The following is a 16512-nucleotide window of genomic DNA, read 5'->3' as shown; positions in this document are numbered from 1 at the left end:
GTTATCTGAACCGATCAAGATCGCTTCGCTTTAGCCCAATATCCTTGAGCCCGTTATCGCTCATATTTTGCAGTATCTTCAGCGTTTGTGCCCTTGCCCGCCAGGCTTTCAACAAGCGGAACGGCAAAATCAGCATTAGCCAAAACGGTGACTCGCGGAACGGTTTTTGTGATCGATTCTCATGAAATTCCATATTTTCCCCCTCGCCAGTGAATGATCGCTATGATGAGGTGAAAGGTATTTTCAATACAGACGCAAAAAATCCATTTTTTTAGCATACAGATTGTGTGATATTGCATCTGAATGGTGATTTTCATTTGAATCTGTACTGGTTACTGCTGCGAATCTTGATAGGGAATGATACTGATGACGCGTTATCAACACCTGGCTGGGCTGTTAGAACAGCGGATCGAACAAGGGTTGTACCAAAGCGGAGAACGCCTGCCTTCTGTGCGGGCGCTGAGTACAGAACATGGTGTGAGCATCAGTACCGTCCAGCAAGCCTATCATCTGCTGGAAACCCGGCAGTTGATTATGCCGCAGCCGCGTTCGGGATATTTTGTCACGCCGCGTAAGGCAACGCCGCCCGTACCCGCGCTGACGCGTCCTGCTCAACGTCCGGTTGAGATCACGCAGTGGGAATCGGTGCTGGAGTTGGTGAATGTGCGTCTGGAAACCAACGTGTTGAAATTTGGCAGCGGAATGCCGGATGTAAGCCAGCCGACCATCAAACCACTGTGGAAAGAGATGGCTCGCCTCTGCCAATATCAGGATCCTCGGATCTTACAATATGACAGCGTATATGGCGTGCCTGCGCTGCGTGAGCAGATTGCCCGTCTTACCGTCGACTGCGGCTGCCAGCTCACTCAAGATGATATTGTGGTCACGACCGGATGTCAGGAAGCTCTATTTGTTGCCGTCCGCGCCGTTTGCCAACCCGGCGACATCGTAGCCGTTGAATCACCCGCTTTTCCGGGCACGATGCAGATCCTTCGTGGGCTGGATATCAAAGCGATCGAGATCCCAACCGATTCAGTAACAGGGATCAGTCTCGAAGCGTTAAGACTGGCGCTGGATCAATGGCCGATCAAAGCCGTGCTTCTGGTGCCAAGCTGTAACAATCCGCTTGGCTTCATCATGCCTGATGCCCGCAAGAAATCGCTGGTGACGCTGGCGCAGCATTTTGATATCGCGATTATTGAAGATGATGCCTATGGTGAGCTGGCCTATGAATATCCGCGTCCCCGCGCGATAAAATCATTTGATGAAGACGGACGTGTACTGTTGTGCAGTTCGTTTTCAAAGAATCTGGCACCCGGTTTGCGTGTCGGCTGGATCGCCCCAGGGCGCTATCTGGAACGCGTGATCCATACAAAATACATCAGTACGGGATCGACGGTGGTACAGCCCCAGCTAGCCGTGGCGGAATTTATTCGTAGCGGACACTATCAGCCTCATCTACGCCGTATGCGTGCTCAGTACAAAGCTAATCTGGATACGTTTACCTGCTGGGTTCGTGAGTATTTTCCGTCCAATATTTGTGTGAGTCGCCCGCAAGGTGGCTTTTTGATGTGGATTGAGCTGCCTGAATATTTTGATTCGCTCAAACTCAGCCGTGAGGTCAGAAAAGCGGGCATACAGATAGCCGCGGGTTCGCTCTTCTCCGCTTCGGGAAAATACCGTAATTGTCTTCGGCTCAATTATGCCAATCGCTTCACGGAAGAGATGAGGGAAGGGCTGCGCATCGTGGGTAGTGAAATCGCGAAGATGATGCACACTTTTCCTGACCAGAACGTAACCTGATGATTGTTAAGGAAGGGCCGATACGGGTAAGGATAAGCCCCGTATCGGCGGGTTGATGTGCAGAGCCGATAAGTAGCAAACGGCTCTGGCCAGCAAGCTCCGTAATCATGCTCAGGCTTGCCAACGACGCTACTGTATTACTCAGCGAATGCCGTGACGATAGGCCGAATGTCATGTTGCGCGGCGCTATCCTGAGAATGTTGCCTTCCGTGTAATTCTCATTTCGGCTTGCGAGTCGCGTCCCAAATCAGGCGTATCGCTGTCTTATCTGTTCAGTAACTATCTGCCCAAATAACCGTCCCAGTCTTTCCATACGGGCTGAAGACCTGCACGTATGATGGCCTGCGCCACGTCTTCAGGACGTCGTGAATCATGTGGTGAAAACTGTTCCAGTTCAGGATGGTCGTCGGCGTAGCCACCCGGCTGGGTTTTGGAAAATGCGCTGACGTTGTTAATCGCAATGGGAATGGCATGATCGCGGAAGAAAGGCGACTCACGCGTGGAAAGCGACAGCTCAATATCCGGCGACAGCAACCGGAATGCGCAAATCACCTGCATGAGCTGCGCTTCATCCATGAGCGACGCCGGTTCAATGCCGCCCGCACAGGGGCGCAGGCGCGGGAATGAGATAGAATACCGGCTTTGCCAATAGCTCTGTTGTAAGTGCAGCAGGTGTTCCGCCACCATGTAGCAGTCGGTGCGCCAGCTATTGGACAGGCCGATTAAGGCACCCAGCCCGATCTTATCGATCCCCGCACGACCCAGTCGATCCGGCGTGGCGAGTCGCCAGTGGAAATCTTGCTTTTGTCCTTTTAGATGGTGCAACTGATAGGTCGCCGGATGATAGGTTTCCTGATAGACCATCACGCCATCCAGACCCAGTGCTTTTAATTCGGCGTACTCGTCCTGCGACAAGGGCTGAACTTCAATCATCAGCGAACTGAAGAGCGGTCGGATCAGCGGAAAGACGCGACGAAAATAATCCATGCCTACTTTACGCTGGTGTTCGCCAGTCACGAGCAACAGGTGTTCAAACCCCAGTTCCTTGATAGCGGCGCATTCACGTAGGATCTCTGCTTCATCCAGCGTTTTTCGCTTGATGTGGTTACTCATCGAAAAGCCGCAGTAGGTACAGTCGTTGGAGCACAGGTTGGACAGGTACAGCGGGACATAGAAGCTTACCGTATTGCCGAAACGCTGGCGGGTAAGCTGTTGCGCCCGCTGAGCTAGCGGTTCCAGATAGGCACTGGCGGCAGGTGAAATGAGCGCCATAAAATCGTCACGCGTCAGGTGTGGGGCAGCAAGCGCTCGTTCAACATCGTGTGCGGTTTTACCGTTGATGCGCAGCGTCAGGTCATCCCAGTCGAGCTGTTCCCAGACGGTTTGGAAATCGACGTTCATCACCTTGTCCCTTCTGTTTGCCGATGAAGAAAACCGGTGAGGGGGCTGGTGGCGCTGGCGACAAACTGCTTACTTCCCAGCCCAGCCTGACGAGCAAGCCCACCGGCCTCGACCGCCAGTCGGAATGCCCGCGCCATCGCCACGGGATCGTGGGCAACGGCGATGGCCGTGTTGACCAGAACGGCATCGGCTCCCATTTCCAGCGCATCAGCCGCATGGCTGGGTGCGCCAATACCCGCATCGACAATCACCGGAACGCGCGCCTGTTCGATGATGATGCGGAGAAAGTCACGCGTTTGCAGTCCCTGATTGGAGCCGATCGGTGCGCCCAGCGGCATCACCGCCGCGCAGCCGACTTCTTCCAGTCGTTTGCACAGCACCGGGTCGGCGCCGCAGTAGGGCAGTACCGTGAATCCTTCTTTTACCAGCTGTTCGGCGGCTTTCAGGGTTTCGATAGGGTCGGGCAGCAGGTATTTCACATCGGGATGAATTTCCAGTTTCAGCCAGTGAGTGCCCAGCGCTTCACGCGCCAGTCGGGCCGCAAAAATGGCTTCATCGGCCGTTTTGGCACCTGACGTATTCGGCAGCAGTTTAATGCCGAGCTGGCGTAGCGGGGCAAGAATGGCATCGTTACCGCCGTTCAGGTCAACGCGTTTCATCGCCATGGTCACCAGCTGCGAGCCGGAAGCTTCAAGCGCTGCCAGCATCAGTTCTGGCGTAGAGAATTTCCCGGTGCCAGTCAGCAGCCGTGAAGTGAATGTCGTATCGGCAATGTGCAGCATGTCATCCTCCCGCGATTGCCTGAAAAAGCAAAATATCATCACCGTCCTGCACCTGATGCTGCGACCAGGTAGCATGCGGGATAATGGTCTGATTGATAGCCAGCGCCGTGCCGGGCTGGAGCCGATTGATCTCGCTCAGTAGCGCCTCAATCGTGATAGCTTCTGGGAATTCAAAGGGCTCATCATTCAGCGTGATTTTCATGCCGCACCCCCACATACCGGACAATGGGGCGCGCGGGTTAGTTGAAGCGTGTTCCAACTCTGCTGTTTGCCATTGAACATTCTCAGCTTGCCGTCCAACGCGGATGGCATACCAGACAGCAGTTTGATCGCTTCCAGCGCCTGAAGTGTGCCAATCACGCCGACCACCGGCCCCAGCACGCCTGCGGTACGGCAGTTGCGCTGCGGTTCGGTTGTATCGGGATACAGGCAGGCGTAGCAGCCAGCGTGATAAGGCGGCGTGAAGACGGCGAGCTGGCCGCTGAAGCCGACGGCGCTCCCACTGATGAGCGGCTTACCTGCGCTAAAACAGGCGGCGTTAACCGCATGGCGAGTGGTCATGTTATCGCTGCAATCCAGCACCAGATCGACGCGGCTAACGGCGCGGTGTAACGCGTCGCCGCTGAGCCTCTCGGTAATCGCAATCGCTTCTGAGTTCGGGTTTAACGCCTGTAGCTGACGCTGGGCCAGCACGGCTTTGGGCTTGTCGGTATCGCTGGTGCGATACAGAATCTGGCGTTGCAGGTTGCTGATATGCAGTGAGTCATCGTCGGCAAGCAGCAGCGTGCCGACCCCGGCGGCTGCCAGATAGAGCGACGCGGGAGCACCCAGCCCACCTAGGCCCACCAGCAGAACGCGGGCGGCTTTGAGCTTCTCCTGACCTTCCGGGCCAATATCTTCCAACATCAACTGACGGCTGTAGCGCATGAACTCGCTATCGTTCAGTCCGGCAGATGTTGGATGGGGATTCGTTGCCATGTCATGCCTCCCGTCCTTCAATTATCCTGAGCAACGTCGCGGTTGCCTGTCGCCAGTCCGGTGCCTGCGTAATGGCGCTGACGACAGCAATACTGCCTACGCCCGTTTTCAGCACCGCAGGCACTTTGTCGATGCTGATGCCGCCAATCGCAACGGTAGGAAATCGGCCTTGCAGATCGGTGATGTGGCGCGTCAGTTCGGCCAGCCCCTGCGGCGCTGATGGCATGTCTTTGGTTTGGGTTGGGAAAATATGCCCCAGCGCGATGTAGGACGGGCTGATCGCCACCGCGCGCGCCAGTTCACGATCGTCGTGCGTGGAGACGCCTAAACGCAGGCCAGCTTGTTTAATCGCGGCCAGATCGGCGGTATCCAGATCTTCCTGCCCCAGATGTATGCCGTACGCCTGATGTTTGATGGCTAATTTCCAATAGTCATTGATGAAAAGCTGCGCCTGATAGCGGCGACCCAATGCGATCGCCTGGATCACCTCGGCTTCGGCTTGTTCATCTGACCGATCTTTGATTCTCAGTTGGATCGTTTTCACCCCGACGCTAAGTAGTCGTTCGATCCATTCCACGCTATCGACGACGGGATAAAGCCCCAGCCGCTGCGCCGTTGGGGCAAAAGGCGTCGAGTCCGTCATTTGCTTACCTCGGTTTGCAGGCTGGTGGCGCTGTGATAAAGCTCGCTGCCGCGCGAGCGGAATTCTTGCGACATCTGCGCCATACCGACTTCAATCGGTTTGGCTTCCGCTTCCTGTTTTGCGGCGTAGTCGCGTACTTCCTGTGAGATCTTCATCGAGCAGAATTTAGGACCGCACATAGAGCAGAAGTGGGCGACTTTACCGGATTCCTGCGGCAGCGTTTCATCGTGGTAGGCGCGGGCCGTTTGGGGATCGAGCGCCAGATTAAACTGGTCTTCCCAGCGGAATTCGAAGCGCGCTTTTGACATGGCGTTATCACGGATCTGCGCGCCGGGATGGCCTTTCGCCAAATCGGCGGCGTGGGCGGCGATCTTATAGGTAATCAGCCCCTGTTTGACGTCTTCTTTGTTCGGCAAGCCAAGATGTTCCTTCGGCGTCACGTAGCAGAGCATCGCGCAGCCGAACCAGCCGATCATGGCGGCACCAATGCCGGAGGTGAAATGATCGTAACCCGGTGCGATATCGGTGGTTAGCGGGCCGAGCGTATAGAATGGCGCTTCGTGGCAGTGCTCCAGCTCTTCGGTCATGTTGCGGCGGATCATCTGCATCGGAACGTGCCCGGGGCCTTCGATCATCACCTGAACGTCGTATTCCCAGGCGATTTTGGTCAACTCGCCCAGCGTATGCAGCTCGGCAAACTGGGCTTCGTCGTTGGCGTCCTGAATGGAACCGGGACGTAAGCCGTCACCCAGCGACAGCGCGACGTCATAAGCGGCGCAGATTTCACAGATTTCACGGAAGTGTTCGTACAGGAAGCTCTCTTTGTGATGCGACAGGCACCACTTCGCCATAATGGAACCGCCGCGTGAGACGATGCCGGTCAGGCGTTTGGCGGTCATCGGCACGTAGCGTAACAACACGCCAGCGTGGATGGTGAAATAGTCTACCCCTTGCTCGGCCTGTTCCAGCAGCGTATCGCGGAACATTTCCCAGTTTAGGTTTTCCGCCACGCCGTTCACTTTTTCCAGCGCCTGATAGATCGGTACGGTTCCGATGGGGACGGGGCTGTTGCGCAGAATCCACTCGCGGGTTTCGTGAATATAGCGACCAGTGGAGAGATCCATCACCGTATCCGCGCCCCAGCGGGTAGACCAGACCAGCTTTTCCACCTCTTCTTCGATGGAGGAGGTCACGGCGGAGTTGCCGATATTGGCGTTAACCTTCACCAGAAAATTGCGACCGATAATCATCGGCTCTGATTCTGGATGGTTGATGTTGGAAGGGATAATAGCGCGACCAGCGGCCACTTCCTGACGAACGAATTCCGGCGTGATGTTCTCCGGTAGTAGAGCGCCGAAACTTTGCCCCGGATGCTGCTGGCGCAGCACCTCACCGCGAATGCGTTCGCGTCCCATATTTTCGCGAATGGCGATAAATTCCATTTCGGGGGTAATGATCCCCTGTCGGGCATAGTGGAGCTGGGTAACGCGTTTGCCTGCTTTGGCACGTAAAGGCCGTGGCAAATGTTCGAAACGCAGATGATCCAGACCGGCATCCGCCAACCGCTGTTGGGTGAAATCAGAGCTGACGCCGGATAGCGACTCGGTGTCGTGACGTTCTGCAATCCAACCGGCGCGCAGCTTCGCTAGCCCAACGCGGACATCGGGTTGCGCAGCGGGATCGCCATAAGGCCCTGACGTATCGTAAACCGGGATTGGTTCATTGGGTTCGTATTGGGGATTGTCTTTACTGCCGCCGAGTAGCGTCGGGCTAAGCTGAATTTCTCGCATTGGCACGTGGATGTCATCACGTGAGCCCGCAAGGTAAATGCGTTTGGAATTGGGAAAGGCGGTTCCCTGTAAGGTTTCAATAAACTGCTGGGCAGCGGCACGCTGTTCACGGCGACCCGATTTTGACGACACTGTTTTTATAGACAAAGGTTCTGTAGACATAGCAAGTTCCTGTAAGACGTAAAGGGAAGATTGCTTGTCTGGAGCCGGAGGGAGTAATAATGATATTGAGCGTCAGAGCAGGTATGTGGGAATACGCAGCCTTGGGCTAAATAGAGGTGCATTACTCTTGTTCCCTTCGCAGGTATTAACCCGATCAGGTTCCGCGGATCCCGAATTAACGGTCTCAGCCTGTGCGCTCATAAGTTTCGTCATAACGATTGATTTCGTAAAACAAAACACGAGCACGCTAGGCACTCCGACAAGATATGCCCGTCTCTTAAACGGGCCAATAAAACCCCTACACTGTATGTCGGCAAAACGCGGATGTCAAAGCGTGCCGCTTTTGCTTTTACAATGTGTGATGATGTCCTGAAATAACGTCAAATGACGGCTATTTGTCGTAAACCTGCTGAATCATTCTGTCTTCTAACGTAAAACGTTCCTCCAGCGCTTCGCCGACGTGGGAGAGTGCCTGCTGGAATTCGAGGCAGTTATCATGGTCGATGGCTGCCGCCAGATGGCTATCGTAAAACGTCATAATTTGCTGCGTGTTATTTTGCAGGGCGAGGTCGAGCTGGGTGGAAAGCGCTAATACTTGTTCGCTGTGCGTCGCTGCTTCATGCAGCATTTTTTCGTATAAATGAAAGTGGCCGGTAGAAAGATAGTCCACCAGATTCTGGCAAAAATTATCCAATGCCTCTTCATCCAGAAGAGAAAGCGTTTCCTTATTCGGCTTGATGCCAACCAGATGATAGTAAGCTACCAGAAGCTGCTTACGCGCTTGTAGCCATTGGTCGATTAACGCATTATTGCCACCAACGTATTCAGTTAGACTTTGTAGCTGGTTTAGCATTGTTGACTCCGTGAACGGTAAGAAATAACTGAAATCCCAGTTATAAAACTTATGTAATCACTCTGAATGTAAAATGCCAGTGAAGTGGCAGTGGAGCAATAAAAAGATATGGAACAGACGCTAAAAGGTGACGAAACCGGCTGGTGGGTGGTTAGCGACGCGGTACAAATCTGGCTCCCTCAGGGAGAATTGCCGCGCGGAACGGCTACGGCGTGGTCGTTGCAGGGGAAAACGGCTCGCCAAATCGGTGAATGGCAAGGACTGCCTGTTTGGCTGGTCTGCCAGGGCCGGGATTCCGATATGGCATCGGTTCGCCAGTTGCTCGATCAGGACGTAGGCTTATTCCAGCTGGCGGGACGAGGCGTACAGCTGGCTGAATTCTATCGCTCTCATCGTTTTTGCGGTTATTGCGGCCATGAAATGGTGCGGAGTAAAACGGAGCTGGCGTGCTTATGTCACCACTGCAAAGAGCGCTATTATCCGCAGATTGCGCCTTGCATTATCGTCGCGATTCGCCGTGGCGAGGAAATTTTGCTGGCACAACACAATCGGCATCGCGGAAACATGTACACCGTGCTGGCCGGGTTTGTCGAAGTGGGCGAAACACTGGAGCAGACGGTCGTGCGTGAGGTGATGGAAGAGAGCCAAATTCAGATAAAAAACCTGCGCTATGTGAGTTCGCAGCCTTGGCCATTCCCTCATTCACTGATGATGGCGTTTATGGCCGAGTATGCGGGCGGCGAAATCAAGCATGACCCGAAAGAGCTGCGTGACGCAGGCTGGTTCCGCTATGACCAGCTCCCGCAGTTGCCCCCGCCGGGCACTGTGGCACGTCGGCTTATCGAAGATACGGTGGTACTGTGCCGCGCTTATCACGAGAACGAAGGCTGACGTGGTAGTATTGGCGTCATGAATGGCTCGCGTACACCGCGCACCTGCGTCATAGCGTATTCGCTTCATAAAGCGTTCGCCTTATAACGCATCCGTTTCATCACATCTATCCGGTGTAGAACCGCCGTGAGGTTGAAAGGAAAAGAACATGACTGATCTGAAAAACGATCGCTATTTGCGGGCGTTATTACGCCAACCCGTTGATGTCACCCCAGTGTGGATGATGCGTCAGGCGGGGCGTTATCTGCCGGAATATAAGGCAACGCGCGCGCAGGCAGGTGATTTTATGTCGCTGTGTAAAAACGCAGAGTTGGCTTGTGAAGTCACGTTACAACCTTTACGGCGCTATGCGCTGGATGCGGCGATCCTGTTCTCCGATATCCTGACTATCCCTGATGCCATGGGCTTAGGGCTTTATTTTGAAGCAGGGGAAGGTCCGCGCTTTCAGTCTCCGATCACGTCTCATGCCGATGTGGTTAACCTGCCGGTTCCCGATCCAGAGCAGGAACTCGGTTATGTGATGAACGCGGTGCGGACGATCCGTAAAAATCTCGCTGGGGAAGTGCCGCTTATCGGCTTCTCGGGCAGCCCGTGGACGCTGGCGACCTATATGGTTGAAGGCGGTAGCAGCAAAGCGTTTACCGTCATCAAGAAAATGATGTTCGCCGAGCCTAAAACGCTACACCTGTTGCTGGATAAGCTGGCGGATAGCGTCATTCTTTACCTCAACGCGCAGATTCGCGCAGGTGCGCAGGCGGTGATGGTCTTCGATACCTGGGGCGGCGCGCTGAGCGGGCGTGACTACAAAGAATTCTCCCTGCATTACATGCATAAGATTGTTGATGGTTTACAGCGCGAGAATGAAGGCCGCCGCGTACCCGTGACGCTATTCACCAAAGGTGGAGGCCAGTGGCTGGAAGCAATGGCGGAAACAGGCTGTGATGCGTTAGGGCTGGACTGGACGAGCGATATCGCCGACGCGCGCCGTCGCGTAGGCGATAAAGTCGCGCTACAGGGAAATATGGATCCGTCGATGTTGTATGCCGATCCGGCACGGATCGAGCAGGAAGTGGCATCGATCCTGGCCGGATTTGGACAAGGCAATGGCCATGTTTTCAATCTGGGTCACGGCATTCATCAGGATGTGCCGCCGGAGCACGCGGGCGTGTTTGTTGAGGCTGTCCATCGGTTGTCTCGCCCTTATCACGCATGATTCACAGGAGGTGATGTGATTGATACACAACGGCTGCGGGCTGAACAGTTGGCCCGCGCTTCTGATGTGATTCGGCACGACGATTTACCTTTTGAGCAGCCCACGTTCATCGCGGGTGCGGATGTTGGCTTTGAGCAAGAAGGCTCAGTAACCCGCGCTGCGATTGCGGTAATGCGCTATCCTTCGTTGGAACTGATAGAATACAAGATTGCGCGTATCAGCACGACAATGCCTTATATCCCCGGTTTTCTTTCGTTTCGTGAATGCCCTGGGCTACTCGCCGCGTGGGCGTTGCTTGAACAGAAACCGGACCTGCTGTTTGTCGACGGGCATGGGATTTCCCACCCACGTCGTCTCGGCGTTGCCAGCCATTTTGGTCTGCTAGTTGATGTTCCGACGATTGGCGTGGCGAAAAGTCGACTTTGTGGCCGATTTGAGCCATTGGCGGAGAGCGTTGGCAGTCAGCAGCCGTTACTGGATAAAGGCGAGCAGATTGGCTGGGTATGGCGTAGCAAAGCGCGCTGTAATCCGCTGTTTGTGGCGACGGGGCATCGAGTCAGTCAGGATAGTGCATTGCACTGGGTACAATCTTGTATGCGCGGCTACCGTTTACCGGAGCCGACTCGTTGGGCTGATGCTGTCGCATCAAATCGTCCCGCATTTGTGCGTTGGCAACGGCAGCAAGCCGCTAACGTATTGTCGTAAAACTTTAGGAATTCAGGCATAGGGCGTCACTGTGATTTCAGGTACACTGCCGTCCGTCGCCGTTAATGAGCATAAAAATGTTACGTAACCCCATTCATTTACGTCTGGAAAAGCTGGCGAGCTGGCAACATGTCACTTTCATGGCATGTCTTTGTGAACGTATGTATCCAAATTACCACGAGTTTTGTCGTCAAACAGAATTCGGCGACGCGATGGTTTACCGTCGCATTCTCGACCTGGTATGGGAAACATTGGTTGTTAAAGATGCGAAGGTCAATTTCGATAGCCAGTTGGAAAAGTTGGAAGAAGCGGTTCCCGCTGCGGAAGATTACGATCTTTACGGCGTCTACCCGGCTATTGATGCCTGTATCGCACTGGGCGAGCTGATTCATTCGCGCTTAAGCGGTGAAACGCTGGAACATGCGATAGCGATTAGCGAAACGTCTATCCGCACGGTTGCCATGCTGGAAATGACGCAGGCAGGCAAAGAAATGACCGACGATGAGCTCAAGGTTTTGCCTGCAATTGAAGAAGAATGGGACATCCAGTGGGAGATTTTTCGCCTGTTGGCGGCCTGCGAAGAACGCGATATTGAGCTGATCAAAGGGCTCCGTTCCGATCTGCGCGAGGCCGGAAGTAGTAACATCGGGATAAATTTGCATCAATAACGCGATAAAACGTGATTTAAGGCCTGAAATGGCCTGTCTTAAGGCTTCACATTCGCACCCTGTCTGGTCTACATTTGGGGGGCGTAAAAAAAGTGGCTGTCGGTGCGTGTATGCAGGAGAGTGCTATTACACCCTGAAACGGGAAAGGGCATATCCGTCGCACTCGATGCTTAGCAAGCGATAAACACACTGTAAGGATAACTTATGAATAAGACTCAACTGATTGATGTAATTGCGGACAAAGCTGATCTGTCAAAAGCACAGGCTAAAGCAGCTCTGGAATCAACTTTGGCGGCAATTACCGAGTCTCTGAAAGAAGGTGATGCAGTACAATTAGTTGGTTTTGGTACGTTTAAAGTGAACCATCGTAATGAGCGCACTGGCCGCAACCCACAAACCGGTAAAGAAATCAAAATCGCTGCTGCCAACGTGCCAGCATTTGTTTCTGGCAAGGCTCTGAAAGACGCTGTTAAATAAGCCCATGCCGGCTAAAAGTTTAAGCAGAGGGGCGTTTTCGCCCCTTTTGCTTTTACGACGTTTGTGTGGCGCAGGCCTCGTGCTTATAGCCGTGGTAGCTTGTAGTAGCCGCACCGCACCGCCGGACGTTTTCGCCAGCGGCTACGTTGCCGATCGTGGTGTTGTGCGTTTGTGGCGTAAGGATGATGCGCAGAATACGACGGCGCTGACCACCGTATACAACCCGCTTCAAGGCAATGCTCTGGTGGTGACGCGCTATACGTTCCAGCAAGATAAGCTACGCGAGATACAGCGTAATCAGCTCGGGGCGCAGCAAGAAGATATGCGTTTGCGCTTTGCAGAAGATGGAACTGTCAGCTTTATGCAGCGGCAGCTTGCTGAAAGACGTGAATCGGTTTCTGATGATGAAATCGCGCTCTACCAGTTCGATGCGAAGCGCATGCTGGAATTGAGCGATGTATTGCGTGCAGGCAAGGTGAGGCTAAAGCAAGGGAAATGGCTGGAAGGGCAGGTGCAGTCTTGTGACGGTACGGTGGTTCGCCCTGATTTTGACAATGACTCGCGTGAATGGATCGCGCAGCAAAAAGCCCATGCAACGCGCCCGCTAAACGTCGCGTGGCTGGAAGCGCCAGAAGGGACGCAGTTATTGCTGGTGGTGGAAGATGACGTCTGCCAGTGGGAACCTAAGTAGCCATTAGCTATAAAAAAACCCGGATTTCTCCGGGCTTCAGTATTTATCAGACAATCGTTTATCAGGCTTGCTCACGCTCAATAGCGCGGTAGCCGATGTCTTTTCGACAGAATACCCCTTGCCACTGAATACCCGCTGCTATTTCATAAGCACGTTGTTGCGCTTCAGCCACGGTATTGCCCAATGCAGTAACGCACAGTACGCGGCCGCCGTTGGTGACGACATTAATACCGTTCAACTTGGTGCCAGCATGGAAAACTTTGCCATCTTCGGCGTCCTGCTGCGGTAAACCGGAAATCACATCGCCTGTATTGTAGTCAGCTGGATAGCCGCCTGCAGCCAATACCACGCCCAGAGATGGACGTTCATCCCAGACTGAATCTTTCTGATCCAGCGTGCCGTCGCAGGCTGCCAGACACAGCTCTACCAGATCGGAGCGCAGACGCAGCATAATTGGCTGTGTTTCTGGATCGCCAAAGCGGCAGTTGAATTCGATCACTTTTGGCTGACCATCGGCAGAAATCATCAGACCGGCATACAGGAAACCGACGTAGGTATTTCCCTCTGCGGCCATGCCGTTGACGGTCGGCCAAATCACCTGATCCATCACGCGCTGGTGGATTTCATTGGTCACGACCGGAGCTGGCGAATAAGCGCCCATACCGCCGGTATTCGGGCCCGTATCGTTATCCCCAACACGCTTATGATCCTGACTAGTTGCCATCGGTAAGACATTCTTGCCATCTACCATAACGATGAAGCTGGCTTCTTCGCCATCAAGGAACTCTTCCACTACGATACGGTGTCCGGCATCGCCGAATGCATTCCCCGCCAGCATATCCTGAATGGCGTTCTCTGCTTCCTGCAACGTCATGGCGACAATCACGCCTTTACCCGCGGCTAGTCCGTCGGCCTTGATGACGATCGGTGCACCTTTGCTGCGTACATAGGCCAGCGCGGGTTCAACTTCGGTAAAGTTCTGGTATTCCGCTGACGGGATATTGTGGCGTGCCAGAAAATCTTTAGTAAAGGCTTTAGAGCCTTCTAACTGTGCAGCGCCCTGCGTTGGGCCAAAGATTTTTAGACCCGCGCTCTGAAATGCATCCACAACACCGATAACTAGCGGTGTTTCCGGGCCAACGATGGTTAAATCGATGTGGTTTTCTTGGGCAAAAGCGACTAACGCTGGAATATCAGTGGCGGCGATATCGACGTTGGTCAGTGCTGGCTCAAGCGCGGTTCCCGCGTTTCCTGGAGCAACATAAACACGTTTCGCCAGCGGTGACTGCGAGGCTTTCCAGGCTAGCGCGTGCTCGCGTCCGCCATTACCAATTACTAAAATGTTCATTTCGATCAGCTCCAGAATTAATGGCGGAAATGGCGCATGTCGGTAAAGATCATCGCAATGCCGTGTTCGTTGGCGGCAGCAATGACTTCATCATCACGAATCGACCCGCCCGGTTGGATCACGCAGGTAATCCCAACGGCCGCAGCGGCATCAATACCATCACGGAATGGGAAGAACGCATCAGACGCCATAGCGGAACCTTTTACTTCCAGCCCTTCATCGCTCGCTTTGATACCGGCGATTTTTGCTGAGTAAACGCGGCTCATCTGGCCAGCGCCTATCCCGATGGTCATGTTGTCGCGTGCGTACACAATCGCATTGGATTTAACGAATTTAGCCACTTTCCAGCAGAAAAGGGCGTCACGTAATTCCTGTTCGCTCGGCTGGCGCTCGGTGACGACACGCAATTGAGATGCATCGACCATGCCCAGATCGCGATCCTGTACCAGCAAACCACCATTGACGCGTTTGAAGTCCAGCCCAGGAACGCGTTGTTGCCAGCTACCACTAGTCAGGACACGTACGTTCTGTTTGGCTGCGGTTACCTTCAATGCGGCATCACTGGCAGATGGGGCAATAATCACTTCGACAAACTGGCGGCTAATGATGGCCTGCGCTGTCTCTTCATCCAGCTCGCGGTTGAAAGCGATAATGCCGCCGAATGCAGATGTTGGGTCGGTTTTATAGGCGCGCTCGTAAGCATCAAGAATTGAGCCGCCAATCGCTACGCCGCACGGATTCGCATGCTTAACGATAACGCAGGCCGGCTCGGCAAATTCTTTCACACATTCCAGCGCCGCATCGGTATCGGCGATGTTGTTATAAGACAGCGCTTTGCCTTGTAACTGTGTCGAGGTGGCGACAGAGGCCTCGTGAATATTCTCTTCTATATAGAAGGCAGCTTGCTGATGGCTGTTCTCCCCGTAGCGCATGTCCTGCTTTTTGATGTAGTTAAGGTTTAACGTGCGCGGGAAGTTGCCTGATGGTTTATCTGTTTCACCGTGGTAAGGCGGAACCAGTGCACCAAAGTAGTTGGCAATCATACTGTCGTAAGCGGCAGTGTGTTCGAAGGCTTTGATCGCTAAATCGAAACGGGTTTCGTAGGTCAGTGAACCTTCGTTGGCGTCGATTTCATTAATGATGGCGCTGTAGTCGCTGCTCTTGACCACGATAGCCACATCTTTATGGTTCTTGGCGGCGGAGCGAACCATCGTCGGGCCACCGATATCGATATTCTCAACCGCATCTTCTAATGTGCAGTTCTCACGAGCGACGGTCTGAGCAAACGGATACAGATTCACAACGACGATATCAATCGGCTTGATGTCGTGCTGCGTCATGATTGCATCATCTTGATCGCGCCGTCCCAGAATGCCGCCGTGTACTTTCGGGTGCAGGGTCTTTACACGCCCATCCATCATTTCCGGGAAGCCGGTGTAGTCAGAGACTTCAGTCACCGCTAAGCCAGCATCGGCCAGTAAACGGGCAGTTCCACCAGTTGAAAGGAGCTCGACGCCACGGTGGGACAGAGCTTGAGCAAATTCGACAATACCTGCTTTGTCAGAAACGCTGAGCAGAGCGCGGCGAATTGGACGGCGTTGTTGCATGATGATGTTATCCCCTAGATTTGGGTAGTCAGTAAAGAACGGTATGTGAATATCGTCTTTGTCAGAGCAATAATTGCGGAATAAAGAGAAATATTCAGTTAGCGTTCGCAGAAACACGACGATTTTGAACGGGGTGAATTGTAGCGAAAACGTTTGCGTGATGCTCGTCAATTTTTGGGTAGAATGCTTTCTGTGGATAAGTTTGTGCAAAAAAAGGTATAAGGCGGGGTTTTGCTGTGGAATGCAGCAAACAGTCATTTTTCTTTAAAATACCTATTGCGGCCTGACGAGAAGTCCCTATAATGCGCCTCCACTGACACGGCAACAGCGACACGCGGTTGCGGTGACAGGAAAAAGATTCACCGAAGGCGGTCAGTAATGACTTGACTTCACAGCGGAAAAGCATAGTATATGCAGCCCGCGCCACCGATGAAGTGGCACTGCTCTTTAACAATTTAATCAGACAATCTGTGTGGGCACTCACAAGACCGTATCTTAAC

Annotated in this window: 18 protein-coding genes and 1 riboswitch; of the genes, 7 read left to right on the top strand and 11 right to left on the bottom strand. The window is 53.7% G+C overall.

The genetic code is table 11. The annotated features are described in order from the left end of the window. Position 1: 1 nt before the first annotated feature. Positions 2-193, bottom strand: coding sequence for a DUF1127 domain-containing protein (locus ACIPUG_RS20740; protein WP_400340031.1), 192 nt, complete (start codon positions 191-193; stop codon positions 2-4). Positions 194-366: 173 nt separating this feature from the next. Here ACIPUG_RS20740 and ACIPUG_RS20735 point away from each other — a divergent pair, with 173 nt between their 5' ends. Continuing rightward, positions 367-1803 carry a PLP-dependent aminotransferase family protein gene (locus ACIPUG_RS20735; RefSeq protein WP_039499867.1) on the top strand — a complete coding sequence of 479 codons (1437 nt, stop codon included), beginning with the start codon at positions 367-369 and terminating at the stop codon, positions 1801-1803. Positions 1804-2082: 279 nt separating this feature from the next. Here ACIPUG_RS20735 and thiH read toward each other — a convergent pair whose 3' ends face one another. From thiH to ACIPUG_RS20700, 7 genes are all read right to left on the bottom strand, one after another. Beyond that, positions 2083-3204: a 2-iminoacetate synthase ThiH gene (gene thiH / locus ACIPUG_RS20730; protein WP_349907640.1), complete on the bottom strand. Its 1122-nt coding sequence runs from the start codon at positions 3202-3204 to the stop codon at positions 2083-2085. Beyond that, positions 3204-3986, bottom strand: coding sequence for a thiazole synthase (locus ACIPUG_RS20725; protein ID WP_400340028.1), 783 nt, complete (start codon positions 3984-3986; stop codon positions 3204-3206). Before ACIPUG_RS20725 ends, thiH begins: the two co-directional genes overlap by 1 nt. Before the next feature lies 1 nt (position 3987). Beyond that, positions 3988-4188, bottom strand: a complete 201-nt coding sequence (thiS, locus tag ACIPUG_RS20720) for a sulfur carrier protein ThiS (RefSeq protein ID WP_100017769.1) — start codon at positions 4186-4188, stop codon at positions 3988-3990. Further along, positions 4185-4964, bottom strand: coding sequence for a HesA/MoeB/ThiF family protein (locus tag ACIPUG_RS20715; RefSeq protein ID WP_400340026.1), 780 nt, complete (start codon positions 4962-4964; stop codon positions 4185-4187). Before ACIPUG_RS20715 ends, thiS begins: the two co-directional genes overlap by 4 nt. 1 nt (position 4965) lies before the next feature. Further along, positions 4966-5607, bottom strand: coding sequence for a thiamine phosphate synthase (gene thiE, locus ACIPUG_RS20710; protein WP_400340023.1), 642 nt, complete (start codon positions 5605-5607; stop codon positions 4966-4968). Continuing rightward, positions 5604-7559, bottom strand: coding sequence for a phosphomethylpyrimidine synthase ThiC (gene thiC, locus ACIPUG_RS20705; RefSeq protein ID WP_400340021.1), 1956 nt, complete (start codon positions 7557-7559; stop codon positions 5604-5606). The genes thiE and thiC overlap by 4 nt, the downstream gene beginning before the upstream one ends. Before the next feature lie 114 nt (positions 7560-7673). Continuing rightward, positions 7674-7828: riboswitch (TPP riboswitch) on the bottom strand. 122 nt (positions 7829-7950) lie between these two features. Beyond that, entirely contained in the window at positions 7951-8412 is a 462-nt protein-coding gene (locus tag ACIPUG_RS20700; RefSeq protein ID WP_010285518.1) for an Rsd/AlgQ family anti-sigma factor, read from the bottom strand. Between the two features lie 108 nt (positions 8413-8520). Here ACIPUG_RS20700 and nudC point away from each other — a divergent pair, with 108 nt between their 5' ends. The 6 genes from nudC to ACIPUG_RS20670 all read left to right on the top strand — a co-directional run bounded on the left by nudC (position 8521) and on the right by ACIPUG_RS20670 (position 13057). Continuing rightward, positions 8521-9303: an NAD(+) diphosphatase gene (nudC, locus tag ACIPUG_RS20695; protein WP_014913807.1), complete on the top strand. Its 783-nt coding sequence runs from the start codon at positions 8521-8523 to the stop codon at positions 9301-9303. Positions 9304-9451: 148 nt separating this feature from the next. Continuing rightward, the gene (gene hemE, locus ACIPUG_RS20690) at positions 9452-10516 is read left to right on the top strand and encodes a uroporphyrinogen decarboxylase (protein ID WP_014913808.1); all 1065 of its coding nucleotides are present in this window, start codon (positions 9452-9454) and stop codon (positions 10514-10516) included. A gap of 15 nt (positions 10517-10531) precedes the next feature. Next, positions 10532-11221, top strand: a complete 690-nt coding sequence (nfi, locus tag ACIPUG_RS20685) for a deoxyribonuclease V (RefSeq protein ID WP_039552779.1) — start codon at positions 10532-10534, stop codon at positions 11219-11221. A gap of 77 nt (positions 11222-11298) precedes the next feature. Continuing rightward, a complete protein-coding gene (locus ACIPUG_RS20680; RefSeq protein WP_010285522.1) occupies positions 11299-11889 on the top strand; it encodes a YjaG family protein in 591 nt (196 codons plus the stop codon). Positions 11890-12093: 204 nt separating this feature from the next. Continuing rightward, positions 12094-12366, top strand: a complete 273-nt coding sequence (gene hupA / locus ACIPUG_RS20675; protein WP_005970302.1) for a nucleoid-associated protein HU-alpha — start codon at positions 12094-12096, stop codon at positions 12364-12366. A 4-nt stretch (positions 12367-12370) separates the two neighbouring features. Next, positions 12371-13057 carry a DUF1481 domain-containing protein gene (locus ACIPUG_RS20670; protein ID WP_400340019.1) on the top strand — a complete coding sequence of 229 codons (687 nt, stop codon included), beginning with the start codon at positions 12371-12373 and terminating at the stop codon, positions 13055-13057. 61 nt (positions 13058-13118) lie between these two features. Here ACIPUG_RS20670 and purD read toward each other — a convergent pair whose 3' ends face one another. The 3 genes from purD to ACIPUG_RS20655 all read right to left on the bottom strand — a co-directional run. Beyond that, on the bottom strand, positions 13119-14405 hold the full coding sequence (purD, locus tag ACIPUG_RS20665) for a phosphoribosylamine--glycine ligase (protein ID WP_400340016.1): 1287 nt from the start codon (positions 14403-14405) through the stop codon (positions 13119-13121). Positions 14406-14422: 17 nt separating this feature from the next. Then, positions 14423-16012, bottom strand: a complete 1590-nt coding sequence (gene purH, locus ACIPUG_RS20660; protein ID WP_010285525.1) for a bifunctional phosphoribosylaminoimidazolecarboxamide formyltransferase/IMP cyclohydrolase — start codon at positions 16010-16012, stop codon at positions 14423-14425. 94 nt (positions 16013-16106) lie between these two features. Further along, a partial coding sequence (locus ACIPUG_RS20655; RefSeq protein ID WP_400340014.1) for a hypothetical protein occupies positions 16107-16512 on the bottom strand: 406 nt, incomplete at its 5' end.

The sequence above is a fragment of the Pectobacterium sp. CHL-2024 genome (assembly GCF_044751765.1).
GTDB classification, from domain to species: domain Bacteria; phylum Pseudomonadota; class Gammaproteobacteria; order Enterobacterales; family Enterobacteriaceae; genus Pectobacterium; species Pectobacterium brasiliense.
Note: the sequence above shows the minus strand (reverse complement) of the source record. Positions and strands in the feature narration are given on the sequence as shown.

Excerpts from the sequence above, each read along its gene's own strand:
- ACIPUG_RS20725 (WP_400340028.1), bottom strand. The coding sequence starts at position 3,986 with ATGCTGCACATTGCCGATACGACATTCACTTCACGGCTGCTGACTGGC.
- nudC (WP_014913807.1), top strand. The coding sequence starts at position 8,521 with ATGGAACAGACGCTAAAAGGTGACGAAACCGGCTGGTGGGTGGTTAGC.
- thiC (WP_400340021.1), bottom strand. The coding sequence starts at position 7,559 with ATGTCTACAGAACCTTTGTCTATAAAAACAGTGTCGTCAAAATCGGGT.
- hupA (WP_005970302.1), top strand. The coding sequence starts at position 12,094 with ATGAATAAGACTCAACTGATTGATGTAATTGCGGACAAAGCTGATCTG.
- ACIPUG_RS20735 (WP_039499867.1), top strand. The coding sequence starts at position 367 with ATGACGCGTTATCAACACCTGGCTGGGCTGTTAGAACAGCGGATCGAA.
- thiH (WP_349907640.1), bottom strand. The coding sequence starts at position 3,204 with ATGAACGTCGATTTCCAAACCGTCTGGGAACAGCTCGACTGGGATGAC.
- hemE (WP_014913808.1), top strand. The coding sequence starts at position 9,452 with ATGACTGATCTGAAAAACGATCGCTATTTGCGGGCGTTATTACGCCAA.
- purD (WP_400340016.1), bottom strand. The coding sequence starts at position 14,405 with ATGAACATTTTAGTAATTGGTAATGGCGGACGCGAGCACGCGCTAGCC.
- ACIPUG_RS20680 (WP_010285522.1), top strand. The coding sequence starts at position 11,299 with ATGTTACGTAACCCCATTCATTTACGTCTGGAAAAGCTGGCGAGCTGG.
- thiS (WP_100017769.1), bottom strand. The coding sequence starts at position 4,188 with ATGAAAATCACGCTGAATGATGAGCCCTTTGAATTCCCAGAAGCTATC.
- thiE (WP_400340023.1), bottom strand. The coding sequence starts at position 5,607 with ATGACGGACTCGACGCCTTTTGCCCCAACGGCGCAGCGGCTGGGGCTT.
- ACIPUG_RS20740 (WP_400340031.1), bottom strand. The coding sequence starts at position 193 with ATGGAATTTCATGAGAATCGATCACAAAAACCGTTCCGCGAGTCACCG.
- purH (WP_010285525.1), bottom strand. The coding sequence starts at position 16,012 with ATGCAACAACGCCGTCCAATTCGCCGCGCTCTGCTCAGCGTTTCTGAC.
- ACIPUG_RS20715 (WP_400340026.1), bottom strand. The coding sequence starts at position 4,964 with ATGGCAACGAATCCCCATCCAACATCTGCCGGACTGAACGATAGCGAG.
- ACIPUG_RS20670 (WP_400340019.1), top strand. The coding sequence starts at position 12,371 with ATGCCGGCTAAAAGTTTAAGCAGAGGGGCGTTTTCGCCCCTTTTGCTT.
- ACIPUG_RS20700 (WP_010285518.1), bottom strand. The coding sequence starts at position 8,412 with ATGCTAAACCAGCTACAAAGTCTAACTGAATACGTTGGTGGCAATAAT.